The sequence below is a fragment of the Pseudomonas sp. ME-P-057 genome (assembly GCF_030208975.1).
Lineage (GTDB): Bacteria > Pseudomonadota > Gammaproteobacteria > Pseudomonadales > Pseudomonadaceae > Aquipseudomonas > Aquipseudomonas lutea.
The window spans coordinates 176395-193942 of the sequence record NZ_JARVSX010000021.1 but is presented as its reverse complement, the minus strand read 5'-3'; the positions used below and the strand labels follow the sequence as shown (position 1 = coordinate 193942).

At 60.7% G+C, this 17548-nt stretch carries 13 protein-coding genes; 4 read left to right on the top strand and 9 right to left on the bottom strand.

Going from position 1 to position 17548, the window contains the following annotated elements; all coding sequences use genetic code 11:
* Position 1: 1 nt before the first annotated feature.
* The 3 genes from QRN48_RS12050 to QRN48_RS12040 all read right to left on the bottom strand — a co-directional run bounded on the left by QRN48_RS12050 (position 2) and on the right by QRN48_RS12040 (position 3818).
* A complete protein-coding gene (locus tag QRN48_RS12050) occupies positions 2-895 on the bottom strand; it encodes a triphosphoribosyl-dephospho-CoA synthase (protein WP_285350791.1) in 894 nt (297 codons plus the stop codon).
* Complete coding sequence (gene mdcA / locus QRN48_RS12045; protein WP_285350789.1) at positions 895-2571, bottom strand: malonate decarboxylase subunit alpha; 1677 nt, start codon at positions 2569-2571, stop codon at positions 895-897. Before mdcA ends, QRN48_RS12050 begins: the two co-directional genes overlap by 1 nt.
* A 98-nt stretch (positions 2572-2669) precedes the next feature.
* Positions 2670-3818 (bottom strand): Fic family protein, encoded by a 1149-nt coding sequence (locus QRN48_RS12040; RefSeq protein WP_285350788.1) that lies wholly within the window; start codon positions 3816-3818, stop codon positions 2670-2672.
* Between the two features lie 185 nt (positions 3819-4003).
* Between QRN48_RS12040 and QRN48_RS12035 the strand changes: the two genes are divergently transcribed.
* Together QRN48_RS12035 and QRN48_RS12030 are read left to right on the top strand one after the other, a co-directional pair.
* Positions 4004-4339: a CopG family ribbon-helix-helix protein gene (locus QRN48_RS12035; RefSeq protein ID WP_502944597.1), complete on the top strand. Its 336-nt coding sequence runs from the start codon at positions 4004-4006 to the stop codon at positions 4337-4339.
* Positions 4317-4595 (top strand): type II toxin-antitoxin system RelE/ParE family toxin, encoded by a 279-nt coding sequence (locus QRN48_RS12030; RefSeq protein WP_285350786.1) that lies wholly within the window; start codon positions 4317-4319, stop codon positions 4593-4595. Before QRN48_RS12035 ends, QRN48_RS12030 begins: the two co-directional genes overlap by 23 nt.
* Positions 4596-4768: 173 nt before the next feature.
* Here QRN48_RS12030 and QRN48_RS12025 read toward each other — a convergent pair whose 3' ends face one another.
* The 6 genes from QRN48_RS12025 to pilG form a co-directional block, all read right to left on the bottom strand.
* Entirely contained in the window at positions 4769-5257 is a 489-nt protein-coding gene (locus tag QRN48_RS12025) for a chemotaxis protein CheW (RefSeq protein WP_285350785.1), read from the bottom strand.
* Positions 5250-11228 carry an Hpt domain-containing protein gene (locus QRN48_RS12020; RefSeq protein ID WP_285350783.1) on the bottom strand — a complete coding sequence of 1993 codons (5979 nt, stop codon included), beginning with the start codon at positions 11226-11228 and terminating at the stop codon, positions 5250-5252. Before QRN48_RS12020 ends, QRN48_RS12025 begins: the two co-directional genes overlap by 8 nt.
* A 90-nt stretch (positions 11229-11318) precedes the next feature.
* The gene (locus QRN48_RS12015) at positions 11319-13355 is read right to left on the bottom strand and encodes a methyl-accepting chemotaxis protein (RefSeq protein ID WP_191944640.1); all 2037 of its coding nucleotides are present in this window, start codon (positions 13353-13355) and stop codon (positions 11319-11321) included.
* A gap of 318 nt (positions 13356-13673) precedes the next feature.
* Entirely contained in the window at positions 13674-14213 is a 540-nt protein-coding gene (locus tag QRN48_RS12010) for a chemotaxis protein CheW (protein ID WP_037018877.1), read from the bottom strand.
* A gap of 16 nt (positions 14214-14229) precedes the next feature.
* A complete protein-coding gene (gene pilH, locus QRN48_RS12005) occupies positions 14230-14595 on the bottom strand; it encodes a twitching motility response regulator PilH (protein WP_002551739.1) in 366 nt (121 codons plus the stop codon).
* Between the two features lie 46 nt (positions 14596-14641).
* Positions 14642-15052 carry a twitching motility response regulator PilG gene (gene pilG / locus QRN48_RS12000; protein ID WP_037018874.1) on the bottom strand — a complete coding sequence of 137 codons (411 nt, stop codon included), beginning with the start codon at positions 15050-15052 and terminating at the stop codon, positions 14642-14644.
* Between the two features lie 241 nt (positions 15053-15293).
* Here pilG and gshB point away from each other — a divergent pair, with 241 nt between their 5' ends.
* Together gshB and QRN48_RS11990 are read left to right on the top strand one after the other, a co-directional pair.
* Positions 15294-16250, top strand: coding sequence for a glutathione synthase (gshB, locus tag QRN48_RS11995; protein WP_285350779.1), 957 nt, complete (start codon positions 15294-15296; stop codon positions 16248-16250).
* A gap of 303 nt (positions 16251-16553) precedes the next feature.
* Positions 16554-17456 carry an energy transducer TonB gene (locus QRN48_RS11990; protein WP_191944642.1) on the top strand — a complete coding sequence of 301 codons (903 nt, stop codon included), beginning with the start codon at positions 16554-16556 and terminating at the stop codon, positions 17454-17456.
* The last annotated feature ends 92 nt before the right edge of the window (positions 17457-17548 follow it).

Genomic DNA, 17548 nt, shown 5'->3' with positions numbered 1-17548 from the left:
ATCAGATATTCCTCATCACATCGCCGAGCGCAGGCTCAAGGCTATCGATAAACAGGCAAGCGGCCAGCAAATCGGCCGCGCCACCGGGTGAGGCATTCAGGCTCAACAAGCGTTGATCGAGCTGGTTCAGCGCGCGTCGCCCGCCCAGGGTCGCGCTGCCGCCTGCGGCCAGCACCTGCTGCGCGCCGTTGTGCATGGCCTGCAGGCCTTCTTCCCCCGCCCGATGCAACACACAGGTGTCGGTCAGCGTGCTCATGATCGCCAGCAGGGCATCCAGTCGTGCGTTCTGTTCGCCATGCCCGGCGGCGCGACTGCGTGCGAGCTGCGGCAACCCGGCCTGGGTCACGGCAGGAAAACCCATCTGCGCTTGCTCCCGCGCACCTTTCGCGCCGTACTTTTGCGTAGCGGCTCGGCCATGACTGACGGTGACGGGCTGATGACGATCGCTGATCGACGCCAGATGCGCTGCACGCTGGCACAGCCCGGCAGACGAAAAATCATCAGGATTCAGCGCCGCCGCGGTGACCAGCAAACCCAGCGCCCAGATTGCCCCGCGATGGGTGTTGACCCCGTGAGTGGTGCGCAGCATCGCCGCTTCGCCTTCGCGACCAAAGCGCCCAATGGTTTCACGCAGCTGCGGGTTGACCTCGCCGATGGAGGTGGCAGCATCGGCCATCTCCTTGAACACAGGCCACAACGACAACGCTGAGGCGTGCATCAGGCCCAAATGAAGATCGGTGTGGGCGCCGCTGCTGCGGCGATCCACCAGCGCCGGTTTCGGCGAAAGATCGGCTTCATCAATCAGTGCGTCGACTGCCAGATCAGCCAGTCGGTCCGACAGCAACGCCGATCCGGCGGGGGCGCTGAGTGCGACATCGAATTTATGCGCGCGCATCACCAGCTCCTGAATTTTGGCGGAGGGCTGTAGAGGCCACCGGACCACTCCACCAGCTCGGCGACGCTCTTGGCTGCGAGCAGTTCACGACTGGCGTCGGTCCTGCGAATGCCCAGATCTTCGGGCAGTGCGATCAGGCCTTCGCGGCGCATGCGAGCGGTGTCTTTCGGGTTATGCCGCATGCCGATGGAGGTCACTCCCGCGACCGCAGCGATCATCGCCTGACGCTCCTCCAAGCTGCGCGCCTTGTACAAATACGCGATGCCTTCTTCGGTCAGTAAATGGGTCACGTCGTCGCCGTAGATCATGATCGGCGCCAGCGGCATGCCGCTCTTTTTCGCTACCTCCACGGCGTCGAGGGTTTCGACGAAGGTGGGTTTACCGCCCTCCTGAAAGGTCTCGACCATCTGCACGACAAGCTTTTTACCGCGTTCAAGATAAGCATCAGGTCCGTCGCCGCTTTGCTGGCGCATGTCCAGCCAGGCCGGGGTGGCATGACGTCGGCCGCGCGGGTCGTGGCCCATGTTTGGCGCACCACCGAAGCCGGCAAGTCGCCCGCGCGTGACTGTAGAGGAATGGCCATCGCCGTCGACTTGCAGCGTGGCACCGATGAACAGATCCACGGCGTACTGCCCGGCCAACTGGCACATCATCCGGTTGGAGCGCATCGAGCCGTCGTGCCCAGTGAAGAACACGTCAGGCCTCGCGGCAATGTAATTCTCCATGCCCAACTCAGTGCCGAAGCAGTGCACGCTTTCGACCCAGCCGCTTTCGATGGCAGGAATGAGCGTTGGGTGCGGATTCAGCGTCCAGTTTCGGCAGATTTTGCCCTTGAGGCCCAGCGACTCGCCGTAGGTCGGCAGGATCAGCTCGATGGCCGCGGTATTGAAGCCGATGCCGTGATTGAGCGACTGAACGTTGTGTTTCTCGTAGATCCCGCGAATCGCCATCATCGCCATCAACACGTGCACCGGCTTGATGTGGCGCGGGTCGCGAGTGAACAGCGGCTCGATGTAAAACGGCTTGTCCGCCACGACCACGAAGTCGACCCACGACGCCGGGATGTCCACGCGTGGCAGGTCGCTCACGTCGTCCACCAACTGGTTGACCTGGACAATGACGATGCCATCGCTGAACGCAGCGGGTTCGATCAACGCGGGTGTGTCTTCGGTACTGGCGCCGGTGTAGATGTTGCCGGCTCGGTCGGCCATGAAGCCGGCCGAGAGCACCACATTGGGAATAAGGTCGACCAGCAACCGGGAGTAAAGCTCGATGTAGGTATGAATCGCGCCGATTTCCAGCAGCCCGTCTTCCAGCAACTGACTGATGCGCAGGCTCTGGGTGCCGGCGAAAGAAAAGTCCAGCTTGCGGGCGATGCCGCGCTCGAACAGGTCCAGATGCTCGGCACGGCCGACGCTGGGCATGATCATGTGCAGATCGTGGAGCTTGGCGGGATCTGCCTTGACCAGCGAACGTGAGAGAAAGTCAGCCTGCTTCTGGTTGTTGCCTTCAAGCACCACGCGATCACCCGGGGCGATCAACGCCTCAAGCGCGGCAACAATTTTGTCGCTTGGCAGTACAACGCCATCGGCGAAGGAACGCACCAGGTCGAGCCGCCGCAGCTTTTCAGTGCGACGACGCGACCAGCGCGGGTCAAGTTTGGTTGTTGTGGTCATGCTGACTCCACGAGTTCGCTGTCGTGGGTCAGATTAGGAGGGCTTCCGGTGAAGCATCAATCAAGCAGACGGGGCAATCGTTACGCTGAGAGTAACGATCACGCAGGCCAGTTGATTTGATAGCGCGTGCTGCGCCCTCCGCCCGGAAGCTTCAGGAGGCAGCTTTTTTCCACAAGGTCATGAAGATGCCGGGTGGCGGTGGCTTTACTGACTTTGGCGACTGCCTGGTATTGAGCGGCGCTGATGCCACCGGTAAAACCCGCGTCGGGCTTCTCCGACAACAGGTCGCCATTCAATAACCGATTGAGCACCTTGGTCTGTTCGGGAGATAGCCCGTCATCCCGATGGGCTTGCCAGAATCTAGCCTTCGCCAGCACTCGCTCGATACGCTGTATGGCCAGCTCAAGCGTGTGGAGCAAGGTCTGTAAGAACCAGACGAGCCACTCGGTGATGTTCAGGTCACCACGCTGGGTCCGTTCCAGAATTCGGTAGTAGTCCTGACGGCGGACGAGGATGCTCGCGGACATGGCGTAAAAGCGTATGGCCTGATGTTCGCCTTGGGCCATGGCCAGATCCGTGATTGCACGGGCCAAGCGTCCGTTGCCGTCGTCGAAGGGGTGCAGCGTCACGAACCACAAATGCGCGATGCCCGCGCGGATCAGCGGGTCGAGGGTGGGATCGGCGCGACTGCTGTTGAACCAGTAAAAAAAGCCATCAAGCTTTTGCTCCAGGCCTTCGCGAGCAGGGGCCTCGAAATGCACCACGGGCCGGTCGATACGACCCGACACGACCTGCATGGGCTCAGGCCCTCTGAGCATCCCGACCCGGATGGGGTATGTCGTCAGGGCGCTCGGCTCAGGGAGTAACAACCGATGCCAGTGCATCAGCCGTTCAAACGTCAGCGGCGCGTCGTGTTGCTGGATGGCATCCAACATCAGCTCCGCCAGACCTTCACTGCGCGCAGTGACCCGTTCATCGCAGGTGAGCCCGAGCCGCTTTGCCAGAGAAGAACGCACCGACCCCACGTTCAGCTGTTCACCTTCGATGGCCGATGAGGTAATGACGTTCTGCAGCAACGCATCCAGCTCGCGCTCGACATTCGCGTCAGTCCCTGACGCCCCAATCATCCCCAGCAATTGGCCCTGAGCGCGCGTACAGGCGCGCAAGAGAGGTGAAATGGCATCTACATCCCAGGAAAATGACGGCCATTTGGGGTGCTGCCAAATCCAGATTTTTGATTGTTTCACGGGACGCCTCGAAAGGTTGTGAGCCGATTAGCAATGTTATTCGGCTCACTGAATGAGCCGAATATGCAGTTTACTCGGCTCATCGTCCAGAAGGGATTGGGGAGCAAAGCGATATACATGTACCGCAATCAACATGAGTCAACTGATTAAACTGCCTGCTTCACAAAACGGAAGTGCGAACCCCAATGTCGCAAGTACCTGAATTGCCTTTTTCGACCCAGACTCCTACCTTGGAAAGCGATATTTACGCTTTTCGAGCCCACGGAGATCACATGTCATCGACGGCCCTGTCATTCCAAGCCGATCAAGAAACGTTGCAAACACTGGATCAGTTGGCCAGCGCCACTGGGCGTGATCGGCAATACCACCTCCAGCAGGCGTTGAGCCGTTACCTGGAATCCGAGATGCGCCAGATAAGGGATATTTCTGACGGCATTGCGGATGCCGAAGCAGGAAACCTTACTGACATCGAATCTGTGCGAGCTGGATGGGTGAAGCGTGCTGACAATAGCCCTGACTGACAAGGCTCAGAGTGATCTAGAGGGCATACATGAATATTACGCGACGATATGCGGCTCGGTAGTCGCCAACCGAATCGTGATTGACGTGCTTGGTGAGTTGGAGTCATTGAGGACGTTTAGTGGGCTGGGCCGGCCATCGGAATTCCCGGGCGTCAGGGAGCTGGTGTTAGGTCGATACCCGTATGTGGCGCCGTATCGGGTAAAGGGGGATCAGGTGCAGGTCTTGAGGGTTCTGCATCACCGGATGGATCGATGACAGCGCGCCGCTCATGTGGGAGCGAGCTTGCTCGCGAATAGGCCGGGACGGCCGCCAACTTTCCAGCGGCTGAAATGCGGTCTTCACGAGCAAGGAAAGCGCCACCCCTGCGACTCCCACGGGGGGCTGTATCGGACGTAAGCCGGTGCGACCGTTGAGCGACGGAAAATCGCTTAAAGATTCGGCGTCACCTGCACCAGCTCCGCATCCACCAACCACTCCTCCAGCGCCACAAGGTCCGGGATGTTTGCAACAGTGTCGCCTACCTGCACCGCAGCCAGTTCCAGCTCGGTCAGCGGCACGTCGACGTAGCTGAGTTGGCTGTCGAGTTTGCAGGAGCGTGGAATGCCTTGTGTCAGCAAGGCAATGAATTTCAGGTCCGGCCGGCCGCCAAGGGCATTGAGGACGACGATGCGTGCACGTCCACCCACGCGGGCGCGGCTGCCACAGGCGGCTTCGAAGCTGAGCAGCGGCAAGCTGCGATGCCGCCAATTGATTGGTCCCAGGTACCACTTGGGTGCCGAGGGATCAGCAACGCTGTCCTGGTAGTCAATCAGTTCGGCGACCGCGACGTTGGGCAACAACAGATGCCGGTCGCTGAGCGGGATGAGTAACCCGGTCAGGCTGGTCAGGCGTGCGGTCTGCGTGTTGGTATCAGACATGCGCGTGGCTCCAGCGGGCAATGCTTTCAAGCAAAGCGGCTTCCTGATAAGGCTTGCTCATGTACTCGTTCACGCCCAGGGCCATGGCATGGTCACGGTGCTTCTGACCTGATCGCGAGGTAATCATGATGATCGGCAAATGCTTCAGCGCCTCATCGCTGCGCAGTTTAGTGACGACCTCGAAGCCGTCCATGCGCGGCATCTCGATGTCCAGCAGCATCACGTCAGGGGTGTGCTCCTGCAGAAGGGCCAGGGCATCAATTCCATCCTTGGCCGTCAACACGCTCATGCCGTTGCGCTCCAGCAAGCGCCCGGTCACCTTGCGTACCGTCACGGAGTCATCCACTACCATGACCAGCAGTGGCCGCGCCTGTTCGGGTTCGACGTAACGCACCGGTACCTGACCGGCAAACTGCAATGCAAGCAGATTGGCGTGGAAGCGGCGGATATGCGCAAACAGGTCGAGAATGAGCACCACGCGGCCATCACCCAGAATGGTCGCGCCCGCGATCCCCGGAATAGCAGAAAACTGCGGACCGAGGTTTTTGACTACGATTTCCCGCGAGCCGGCGAGCGCGTCTACCTGCACCGCGATCCATTGATCATGGACGTGAACGAGCAGAACCGGCAGCGGCTGGGTCTGGGCCTGACCACTCAGTTTCGGTGGCTGACCATTGTTAAGCAGCTCCCCCAGATAGCGCAGTTCGTAGGTTCGCCCGCTGTACTCGTAACGCGGCGGCGTGGATCGGTAGCAGGCTTCCAGCTCGACGGGCATCACGCGCACGATGCCTTCGATACTGTTCAACGGCACGGCGTATTGCTCCTCGCCACACTGCACCATCAACGCACGGTTGACCGACACCGAGAACGGCAAGCGGATACGGAAACGCGCGCCCTCTCCCGCCGTTGAATCGATCACCATCGAACCACCCAGATCTTTGACCTCGGCATGCACGACGTCCATACCGACACCGCGCCCGGATATTTGCGTGATGTTCTCGGCGGTGGAAAACCCTGCCCGCAGGATGAATTGAAGAATGTCGTGTTCGCTCAGCTCGGCGTCCGGACTGATCATGCCGCGCTTGATCGCCTTGCGTCGCACGGCCTCGAAGTCAACACCCGCGCCGTCGTCGCGCATCTCGATGACGATATCGCCACCTTCATGGGCCAGGCTCAGTGTGATATGCCCCCACTCGGGCTTACCGGCGGCCAAGCGTTCCTCGACACTTTCCAGGCCGTGATCAATGGCGTTGCGCAGCATATGCTCCAGCGGCGCGACCATGCGTTCGAGCACGTTGCGGTCCATCTCGCCTTCAGCATTGACGACGTCAAACTTGACCTTTTTGTCCAACTCGCCTGACACCTGGCGGACGATTCGACGCAGCCGCGGCACCATGCGCTCGAACGGCACCATGCGCGTGCGCATCAGGCTTTCCTGGAGGTCGGTGTTCACGCGCGCCTGTTGCAGCAACAGGGTCTCGGCCTCGTGGGCACGGGTGTCGAGGGTTTCCTTGAGGTCCATCAGGTCGGATGCGGATTCAAACAGCGCACGCGAAAGCTGTTGCAGTTGTGAATGGCGGTCCATTTCCAGCGGATCGAAAGTTTCGTAACCATGCCGGTCAACGTGATGATCGCGGCTGAGGATGCGGCCCTGGGTTTCGATGTCGAGCCGGCGCAGTTGGTCGCGCATCCGCTCGATGGTCGTCTCCATCTCGGCCAGCGTGGTCTGAGCGTCACTGACCTGCTGCTCGACGCGGCCTCGGAATATCGACGTCTCGCCCGCCAGGTTCGCCAGATCTTCCAGCTGCTCGGCGGGCACCTTGATCATCTCCGGACCGGTGCGCTCGCCTTCCGCCTCGGTCAGGATGCCCGACGGATCGGCCGCAGGGGCTTGCACCGGTGTCGGCGGCTGGGGTTTTTCGACGGTTTCACGGGCCGCGCCGAATGAGGTGTAGTGACCGATGCTCTCGATCAACAGCGCCGGATTGGGCAGTGGCTCGTAGCCGCGAACGGCATCCACCATGTCGGCCAGCATGTCATGGCCGCTCTGCAGCAGACCGTTCAGCAGCGCGCTGTTTCTTAGCGCGCCCGCCGAAAACCCCTCGTACAAGGCTTCCAGCTCGTGGGCGAGATCGCCAATGGGGGCAATCTCCACCATGCGCGCGCCGCCCTTGAGCGTGTGCAAGTCGCGCAGCAGGTTTTGGACTTCCAGCATGTTCTGCGGGTCAGCCTGCCAGCGCACCAGCGCTGCGCTGCTGCTCTCGATAATGTCGTCGGCTTCTTCGAGAAAGATTTCCAGCAGCTGCGGATCACGCTCGTCCAGCGAGTGAATCATCGAACTGACATTGCGCGTGGCGCCGTCATTGGGCAGCAAGTAGCAGTTGCGCTGGCGGAATTCGCGGATTTTTTCGATCAACGAGGCAGGGCTGCTCAACACCGAATGATGCTGCAACTGCTCAAGCATCAGCGACAGATGATCGTGACTGTGCACCAGCAGATCGGCCAGTTGGGGCGAGTAACCACAGCGCCGGTCAAGCAGCCCTTCGTAGAGCGATTCCAGCTCGTGGCCGAGGTCGCCCACCGGCCCGATTTCGGCCATGCGCGCGCCGCCTTTGAGGGTGTGCAGGTCACGCTGCAACGATGACAAAGGCAAGGAGTTGTCTGGATCGTCGAGCCAGCGCTGCAGGGCAGGGCCAGCGATGTCGAGAATGTCCACCGCCTCTTCCAGAAAGATGTCGACGATCTCCTGATCAAAATCATCGCTGGTCGGCTGAACAGGCTGAGCGTTGTGCTCCGTGACTTCTTCCAGCTCAGTGATGCTGATCGCGCGCCCGCCTTCGCTTTTGATCAAACCCAGAGCGCCGGGGTCAAGCGCCTCGGCGAGCAACGCGCGCAGGGCCCTCACCCGCTCGGGACAAGACTGCACATCCTGCCCGGCCGCGACCTGATCAAGCATGCTGATCAGCGCCTCATGGGCGCTCTCGGCTTCATCGAAAAACCGCTCGCTGACCACAAGGCTGCTTTCCTCGACTGCGCCATACAGGTCAAGCAGCGCTTCACAGAGCTCGTCGACCTGGGGCAGCCCGGCCATATGCGCGCCGTGCCCGAGCGTGGTCAGCTCGTCGAGCAGCGCGTTCAGTTCCTGACGCTGGCCAGGGTGCTGGCGCCAGTCTTTGAGCAACGTATCGGCATCCAGCAGGATGTCCATGCCTTCAGTCAGAAAGCTGGCGATCAACTGCGGATCACGGCGCGTACGCAGGCCATTGCTGTCGGCACTCAACGCATCGGCCATGCCCTGGTCGATCAGTTGATGCGCCTGTTCGATCAGCGCGGCGGCGCCTTCGATCGGCATCAGCGGGTCGACAGCGAGCTGGGTCAGCCCTTTTATGAACAGGGGCTCGGCAGCACGCAAAAGATCGATTTCAGGCTGGCCGACCGCAATCAGGTTGGCCTTGTACTCGCGCACCAATTGATCCAGCGGGCTGGCCAACTCGGCAATAGGCAGGACGCCCGCCATGTATGCGCTGCCTTTGAGCGTATGCAGCGCACGCAACAAGTCGTCGCTGAAGATCGGCGCAGCGGCATCCTGCGCCGCGTCCAGATAACGGCCTACGGTATTCAGATGAGTCCGGGCTTCCTGACGGAATATCTCAAGCAGCTGAGGATCGAACCCTGCTTCGTCATCGGGCCGGCGCGCTGACTCGATTTCGCCTGCCTGACCCTGCGCCAGGGCATGAGCCTGTGCCGCGAGCTGGTCAACATCGTCACGCTGACGTTGATTGTCTTCGGCAAAATCGCGAATCACCTCCGGCAGCAACGCCCGTACGTCCGCGAGCAGCTGTTGAACCCGTGCATCAGACTCGACGCTGCCCTCCAGCACCCGGTTCAGCAGGTTTTCGACAGACCATGCCAGTTCGCCGAGAATCAGTGCGCGGACCATCCGGCCGCTGCCCTTGAGTGTATGAAACGCACGGCGGATCTCGCTCAGCGCCGAGAGATTGCCGGGGTCGGCGTGCCAGCGCGGGACATACTCGCCCAATGCTTCGAGCATCTCGTCAGTCTCTTCAAGGAAGACCTCCCGCAGCTCCTCGTCTATCGCCTGCTCGCCCTTGGGCGGCGGCAGCAAGCTCGTCGGCATATTCCGCGCCGGCGGGTTTACTGCCGACAACGGGCTGGCCAACACCTGCGCGATGGTCTGGCTCGGACTTACCAGCGCCTGGCGCTCGTGCAGCGCCTGAAGCTCTTGCTCACTGATGACTTCTTCGAGCACCGGCACGTCCAGCGCCTCGGGTGCCGGAGAGTAACCCAGCCTGGCGAGGCTTTCCTGGGCCAGATCCAGCACGTGCTCGCCGGGCGCTTCGGGGTCTTCGCCCATGCGCTCAAGGTAGTACTCGACACCAATGATCACGTCGGCCAGATGATCGAGATGCGAAGTCGCCGGTCTCGCATCGTCAACCAGCAAGTGCTCGATGATGTACTCGTTACAGCCCGCCAGCAGCCCGGAAGCCCGGGTCAGCGGGATCATCGCAAGGGCGCCACGCACTTGCACCAACTGCTCGGACAGCGGCTGCAGGCGGGTACGGTCCAGTTCACCGTCGACATAATCATCGATCACGTCCTTGGCCTGTTGCAGGACGATGCGCGCTTCCTTGATAACCAGCTGATGAATCTGGCTAAGGTCGGTAGTCGGCAGACGGCTTTCTTCAGGGCTGCTTTGGTTGACGGTTCCGGCCATGCCGGCGAGGGTCGACTCGACGTAAAGCAGCGCACCCGCGACGTCCATCAACGTGGCGTCGTCGGGCGCGCGCTGCCCCTGGGCCATGCCCTGCACTACGCTCATTTGATCGATGATGACTTTGCGCGGCTGACCAAACCCCAGTACCGCCAGGGTGTCGGCTATCTGCCGCAACGGAGGCAAGAGTGCTGTCAGCTCGCTGACATGCTGGCGATTTCCTCGCACGAACACATCGAGCCGCTCCTTGGTGCGCACCAGCTCATCGCACAAGGCGACGATGACAGAGCGCATGGCATCGCGATCGGGCCCGGCCATGCGTGCGCGCTCTTCAGCGACCATAGCGCTGTGGGGCAAGGCATCGCCCAGCGCGTATTGGTTCTTCAACGCTGTCATTTTTTGCGCTTCGCTGTCGGACTTGGCGATGTAAAACAGCAGGCTTTTCAGAAGCTCGTCGGGTGCCGGCTGGTTGATCCCTTCAATGCCTTGCTCCAGCAGACGCTTGAGCTCCTTGTCGGCATCCTTGAACAGACTGCGCAGCGCCGGGCTGTTGGCGAAGTTCCCTGCGGCCATGGTCTCGACCAGCGCCGAAGCAATGCGCCAGAGCGGCTCAAGCGGCGCGTCCTCGCATACCGTCTCAAGCCGGGCGAAAACCTTGCTCATGTAGCCCAACTGGGTCTGCACGTCCTGATCACGAAGCAACCCGACCAGCGCAGTTTGCAATGTCTGTCGCAGCTTGCGCAGCTTTGCAGGCAGCTCCGGGCTGTCACGCTCCGCCAATGCTTCAGCATCAAGGGGGGCAACGCTGAGCAATTGCGGTGAAAACAGGCTGGTTTCCGAGAGCAGGCTTTCGCCCCGGGCGCTGCGCAAATCGTTGAGCAGCGGCAGCACTACCAGCGGCAGATCCCGGCGGGCCGAATGCACACGCTCCAGATAGACCGGCAACTGGATCATGGCCTGACCCAACAGTTTGATCGCTTCGTTTTCCTGGGCGACATGGCCCTGCTTGAGAGCCAGCGCCAGCTGTTCGATTTCCTCGGCAAACAGCGCAGCCCCGTAGAATTCAATCATCTGCAGGCTGCCATGAACCTGGTGAATGAGGTCCAGGCACGCGTCCATCGCCGCCATGTCATCAGGCCTGGCGGCGAACGTGTCCAGCGCCTCGCGCGCGCCGGTGAGGGTTCCGGCTATTTCGCCCTTGACCCACTCCAGGGCCACGTAATCGTGACGGTCAGCCATGGTGACTCCGATTGCCTGTGCCTTGATGCTGCATCGCTTGCATTAACCGGGTTATCAATTGGGTTATCAATGGGGCCATCGAAGCGACAATCAACGCCGCGAGGTCGGCAGCGTGAACCCGGATACGGAGCGCCGCATCTCGCTCGCCATCTTGGCCAGATTGCCCATGCTTCGGGCAGTGGCCGCAGTGCCGGACGTGGTCTGCGTGGTCGTCTGCTGGATCACCAGCATGGTCGATGATATTTGCTGACCCAATGCGGCCTGCTGCTGCGCCGCATTGGTGATGCTTTCGACCAACGCTGCAAGGACCCTGGAAACACCTTCGATCTCCTCCAGGGCGACACCGGCATCCTGCGCCAGTCGCGCACCCCGCACCACTTCGGCGGTGGTCTGCTCCATGGAAATCACGGCTTCGTTGGTGTCGTTCTGAATCGCGCGTACCAGCGTCTCGATCTGCTTGGTCGCCGAAGACGAGCGCTCGGCCAGCCGCTGCACTTCATCGGCCACCACCGCGAAACCGCGCCCGGCATCGCCCGCCATCGAGGCCTGAATGGCGGCGTTGAGGGCAAGGATATTGGTTTGATCGGCAATGTCATCGATCAGGCTGACAATGTCGCCGATCTCTTGGGAGGACTCGCCCAGACGCTTGATACGCTTTGACGTGTCCTGAATCTGCTCACGGATGTTGTCCATACCAGTGATCGTGTTATGCACCACCTCGTTGCCCTTATTGGCAATCGTCACGGAGCGCTCGGCGACCGCTACCGACTCGGAGGCATTGGCCGACACTTGCTCGACGGACGTCGCCATCTCATTGATGGCATTGGAGGCCGCAGCAATCTGTAACGCCTGATGCTCGGACGCGGCCGCCAGCTGGGTGGCCGTGGTCTGCGTGTCTTTCACGGCGCCAAACACCTGCTCGGCGGTGAGGTTGATGGTCGAAACCAATTCCCGCAGTTGATCGATCGAGTAATTGATCGAGTCGGCAATGGCGCCGGTGAAGTCCTCGGTGACCGAAGCGGCAACAGTGAGATCGCCGTCCGCCAGGTCTTCGATTTCGTCAAGCAAGCGCATGATCGCGTTCTGATTACGCTCGTTCTTTTCGGCGGTCTCGCGTAATTGGCGATTGGTCTCGCGCACCATGACCAGACCAATGAGGATGATCGACGCCAACGCCAGCAGGCCGAGGATATAGCCACCGTAACTGTAGGCCGTGCGCCCGCCAGCCATGTGCTCGAAACTGTTGGCCAGCACCGAAGCTTCATCGAGAAGCGTTTGCGAGAGGCTGAAGATGCTGCCCGCTGCTTCACGGACTTCCAGCAGCTCAGGCGACGTTTCAAGGATTTCGTCGACGGAGCCCGACACGAACTGGAACAACTCGGAAATTTCGCCCAGCCGTGCGCGGGCATCGCGGTCCTCGACCTGAGCGATTTTCAGCGCTGCGTTGCCTTCCAGCATGCCGTTGAGCACACGGCCGAACTGGCTGGCATCGCGGCCGAACGCATCGGCCGCCTGAACCGCCGTTTCGTCCCCGGACAAGACCGTGTTCACCGCGCCCAGTATCCGCTCGGCCAATAGCGACTGACGCTGGGCAAGCGCCACCTGGCTGGCTGGCGCACGGGTTTGCAGCAGAATATCAACGACCTTTTCGGACTCGACCTGCAACTGCGGGATGGTCTGCGCGAGTGTCGCCGCGACTTGGTGCAGCGAAAGCACCGTCTGCTCCCGCGCGAGAATGACGTCAGTGCTTTTGCGCAGGTTTTCCCAATCGGTCTGCACCGCTTTCAGTTCGTCGCCTACGGCAGCAGGTGCGGCAGGCAGGCCGGTGCTCTTGTCGCCCTTCTTTAAATATTGCCAGCGCGTGTCGAAGTCGTTTCGCGCCTCACCCAGCAATTTGAACGCCGCCGCTTTGCCGGCTGCCGCTTCGGTGGCATTTTTGGCGATGCGTTGCGACAGCACGCGCAACTCACCGGCATGGCCTATGTATTGTTTGTCGTAGTTGGACTGTGTGCTGAGGTACGCGAAATTGACGAACAACAGCATGATGAAAACGATGAGGCAGATGAACAGCACAACGATCTGTGATCGGCTGCGCGCGCCTTCCAGTGACTTGCCGCGATTACTCATTGCTCAGGGCTCCGCCTGATGTTCGATTTAGGGGGAGCCGTCGGGAACATGATGGTTGGGACATGCACCCTCCATTGTATGAGCCGGCTTGATGGGGAACCCGCCGTGTCAGGCAACGCATCTGCAATTGACCCACCGCATTCGCCAGCAAGCCGGCTCCTACAGGGCTCGGGCAGTGGTAAGTGCCACACGTGTGAGCGGGCGTGCTCGTGCAGTCGTAAGTGCCAAGCGTGTGTGCGGGCGCGCTCGGGCAGTCGCAACTGCCAAGCCTGCGCGTGCGAGAGCTACGGCTCGCTGGCTTAGCAATACCGCGCCGCATCACAGCGCCACGTCCATAAAGTCAGGTGACTGTACCAGCGCTCTGGGGCTGAACACTTGCCAGGCTTGTTCGCGCACGAATCGGCCCTGAACATAAGGCGCGACGTCAGGCTCGCTGTCGTGACCCGTCTCAGGCATCAGGCTTCGCTCGCTGAAATGCTGCATGCCGAGCACTTCATCCACCAACAAGCCGACGAACGTGCCCTGAAAGTCGATGACCAGCACACGGCGTTGTTTGCGCGTGAGAGAGGCTTCGTGGCCAAAAAAGGCGCCCAAATCCATCACCGGCAGCAAGCGTCCACGCAGATTGGCAATGCCCCGGACCCAGGCTTTGGCGCCCGGCAATGCTGCACAGCGCGGCTCGTGAAGAATTTCGTCGACTTCGCCCATGGGCGCTACGTAATAGCGCTCACCCATGCGAAAGCCGATGCCGCTCCAGCCTTGTTGCCGGGTTTCCTGTAACGGCAGGCCGGCAGCCAGTGAGCGGCAGCGCTGGTCGATATCAAGCAGCAACTGGAAGGCGGTTTGTGAACGGGACATGAGCGTTAGCCGGGGGTCAGCCCGCGAGCACCGCGTTCAGGGTTTTCATGAGCGTTTCTTCGTCCACCGGCTTGGTCAGGTAATCCCGCGCGCCCTGGCGCTTGCCCCAGACCTTGTCGGTTTCCTGATCTTTGGTGGTGATCATGATCACCGGGATCATGTTGGTATCAGCGTCTTTGGTCAGCTGACGGGTCGCCTGAAAGCCGTTCAGGCCAGGCATGACGATGTCCATCAACACCGCATCGGGCTTTTCCTGGCGGGCCAGCGCAACGCCGTCCGCACCGTTCTCCGCCTTGAGAACCTCGTGGCCGTGTTTCTCCAGCATGCCCGTCAGCTTGTACATTTCGGTCGGCGAATCATCGACGATCAGAATTCGAGCCATGGTGCTTCCCCATAGAAACAGCCGTCCCGCCAACTGGGGGCCGGCATCAAGATAGTTGTTGTTCTACTGCAACGAACCCGGGCACATGGGCCTTGATTGCACTGAGCAGCTCTTCCTTGCTAAACGGTTTGGTCAAAAACTGATCGGAACCGACGATGCGCCCTTTGGCTTTATCGAACAGTCCATCCCTTGAGGACAACATGATCACGGGCGTGGATTTGAAAGCCCGATTGTTTTTGATCAACGCGCAGGTCTGATACCCGTCGAGCCTGGGCATCATGATGTCGACGAAAATGATTCTGGGATGATGGTCGGCAATCTTCGCCAGCGCGTCGAAACCGTCGATGGCGGTGATCACTTCACAGCCGACGTTTTTCAGCAATGTCTCGGCGGTACGACGAATCGTGCGGGAGTCGTCGATGACCATTACTTTCAATGGGGCTGAATGCTGTTCCATATCTGCTCTACCATCGCCGCGGCGAATCAGATGGGTTGCCTTCTGCCGGGCATCTGGTTTGGGATCGGGGTCATCGGACGTGCCAAGGCAGCGCTGGCGCAACGCCGGATGCCGAGCCTTTTTAGCACACTCTCCACGGTCAATCCATAAAGCCTTGCCCCTTGACCCGAAGCCGGCGCAGCGCCACCCTGACGCCTATTTTCGGCCTGTCGTGGCCATCACCGAGCAGAGGATATTACCCATGAGCATTCGCCTGGGAATCGTCATGGACCCCATCGAGCGCATTTCCTATAAAAAGGACAGCTCGCTGGCCATGCTCTTGGCGGCCCAAGCCCGCGGCTGGTCGTTGTTCTATATGGAACAGCACGATCTGTATCAGGACGCTGGCCAGGCCCGCGCCCGCATGAAACCGCTGAAAGTCTTCGCCGACCCTGCCCACTGGTTTGAACTTGAAGCTGAAGTCGACAGCACCCTGGACGACCTCGACGTAATCCTGATGCGCAAGGATCCGCCGTTCGACATGGAGTTCGTGTACGCCACCTACTTGCTCGAGCAAGCCGAGCGCGCCGGCGTGCTGGTGGTCAACAAGCCGCAGAGCCTGCGTGACTGCAACGAGAAGCTGTTCGCGACGCTGTTCCCGCAGTGCACGCCGCCCACGCTGGTCAGTCGTCGCGCGGACATCCTGCGCGAGTTCGCGGCCAAGCACGGCGATGTCATTCTCAAACCTCTGGACGGCATGGGCGGCGCATCGATTTTCCGTCACCGCGTCGGCGACCCGAACCTTTCGGTCATCCTGGAAACCCTGACCAAGCACGGCCACGAGCAGATCATGGCGCAAGCGTATCTGCCGGCCATCAAAGATGGCGACAAGCGCATCCTGATGGTTGACGGCGAGCCTGTGCCCTATTGCCTGGCGCGCATTCCGGCCGCCGGTGAAACACGAGGCAACCTGGCCGCTGGCGGGCGAGGCGAGGCGCGCCCCTTGAGCGACCGCGACCGCTGGATCGCTGCCGAGATCGGCCCGACGCTGCGTGAAAAGGGCTTGTTGTTTGTGGGACTGGACGTCATCGGTGAGCACCTGACCGAAATCAACGTCACCAGCCCGACGTGCATCCGTGAAATCGACAACGCGTTCGGGACGGACATAGGCGGGATGTTGATGGACGTGATCGAGAAGAAGCTGCAGGCCCGCGCGTGAGCATCATCCGGCACCGGCACCGGCGCCACGCTCCGTTGCCGGCCGCTTATTCTGTAGGAGCGCGCTTGCCCGCGAAGGCGGTCGGTCAGCCCTGTAGTCGGTAGCTGACACACCGCAATCGCGGGCAAGCGCGCTCCTGCAAGCGGGTTGTGTCGTCCTGCAATAGAGCAGGATCGGCACTCCCACTAATCGGCCCGCCCACATCAAACGCCAAGCAAGTGACGACATTGCGTTATCATGCGCGGCCTGAATTTCTGCGTTAGGTGGGTCTGTAATGCTGGCACGTGTGCTGCCGGAGCGTGGATGAACGCTGCGGTCGACGATGATCTCCCCATGTCCCTGACCCGCACCGGCGTGCGCCCGGCCGATCGCCTCGGTTTTACTCTGATGATCGCCGCGCTCGTGCATCTGGCGGTCATCCTCGGCGTGGGCTTCACCTACGTCAAACCCGAGAAAATCAGCCAGACCCTCGAAATCACACTTGCGCCATTCAAGAGCGACACAAAGCCCAAGGATGCTGATTTTCTGGCCCAGCAAAACCAGGAAGGCAGCGGCTCCCTCGACAAGAAAGCGGTGCCCAAAATCACCGAAATCGCACCGTACCAAGACAACCAGATCAACAAAGTCACTCCACCGCCTGCTGCTAAACCCGTGGTGAAGCAGGAGGCGCCCAAGACCGCTGTGGCCACCAAAGCCCCTTCTACGCAAAAGACCGTCGCCAAGCGCGAAGAGGTCAAACCTGAAGAACAGAAGAAAGTCGCGCCGACCATCGACAGCACCCAGTTGAACAGCGAAATCGCCAGCCTTGAAGCCGAGCTCGCCGATGAACAGCAGGCCTACGCCAAGCGACCGAAAATCCACCGTCTGAGCGCCGCTTCGACCATGCGCGACAAGGGCGCCTGGTACAAGGAGGACTGGCGCAAGAAAATCGAGCGCATCGGCAACCTCAATTACCCGGATGAAGCCCGACGCAAACAGGTTTACGGCAGCTTGCGCATGATGGTGTCCATCAATCGGGACGGTTCGCTGTACGAAGTACTGATTCTCGAATCATCCGGTCAACCGTTGCTGGATCAGGCAGCACAGAAAATTGTTCGGCTGGCGGCGCCTTTTGCGCCATTTACCGGTGACCTGGCAGACATCGACCGCCTCGAGATCATCCGCACGTGGAAGTTTGCGCGCGGGGACAAACTGTCGAGTAACTGATCCGGTACCTCAGTCCCGGGCGCCCTGCTCGCCGGGCGATTTGCGTCTGAGCCGACGCAACAACAATATGAAACCTGACCTGCGTCGTGATT

Excerpts from the sequence above, each read along its gene's own strand:
- QRN48_RS12050 (WP_285350791.1), bottom strand. The coding sequence starts at position 895 with ATGCGCGCGCATAAATTCGATGTCGCACTCAGCGCCCCCGCCGGATCG.
- mdcA (WP_285350789.1), bottom strand. The coding sequence starts at position 2,571 with ATGACCACAACAACCAAACTTGACCCGCGCTGGTCGCGTCGTCGCACT.
- QRN48_RS12035 (WP_502944597.1), top strand. The coding sequence starts at position 4,004 with ATGTCGCAAGTACCTGAATTGCCTTTTTCGACCCAGACTCCTACCTTG.
- QRN48_RS12025 (WP_285350785.1), bottom strand. The coding sequence starts at position 5,257 with ATGTCTGATACCAACACGCAGACCGCACGCCTGACCAGCCTGACCGGG.
- QRN48_RS12020 (WP_285350783.1), bottom strand. The coding sequence starts at position 11,228 with ATGGCTGACCGTCACGATTACGTGGCCCTGGAGTGGGTCAAGGGCGAA.
- QRN48_RS12015 (WP_191944640.1), bottom strand. The coding sequence starts at position 13,355 with ATGAGTAATCGCGGCAAGTCACTGGAAGGCGCGCGCAGCCGATCACAG.
- QRN48_RS12010 (WP_037018877.1), bottom strand. The coding sequence starts at position 14,213 with ATGTCCCGTTCACAAACCGCCTTCCAGTTGCTGCTTGATATCGACCAG.
- pilH (WP_002551739.1), bottom strand. The coding sequence starts at position 14,595 with ATGGCTCGAATTCTGATCGTCGATGATTCGCCGACCGAAATGTACAAG.
- pilG (WP_037018874.1), bottom strand. The coding sequence starts at position 15,052 with ATGGAACAGCATTCAGCCCCATTGAAAGTAATGGTCATCGACGACTCC.
- gshB (WP_285350779.1), top strand. The coding sequence starts at position 15,294 with ATGAGCATTCGCCTGGGAATCGTCATGGACCCCATCGAGCGCATTTCC.
- QRN48_RS11990 (WP_191944642.1), top strand. The coding sequence starts at position 16,554 with ATGAACGCTGCGGTCGACGATGATCTCCCCATGTCCCTGACCCGCACC.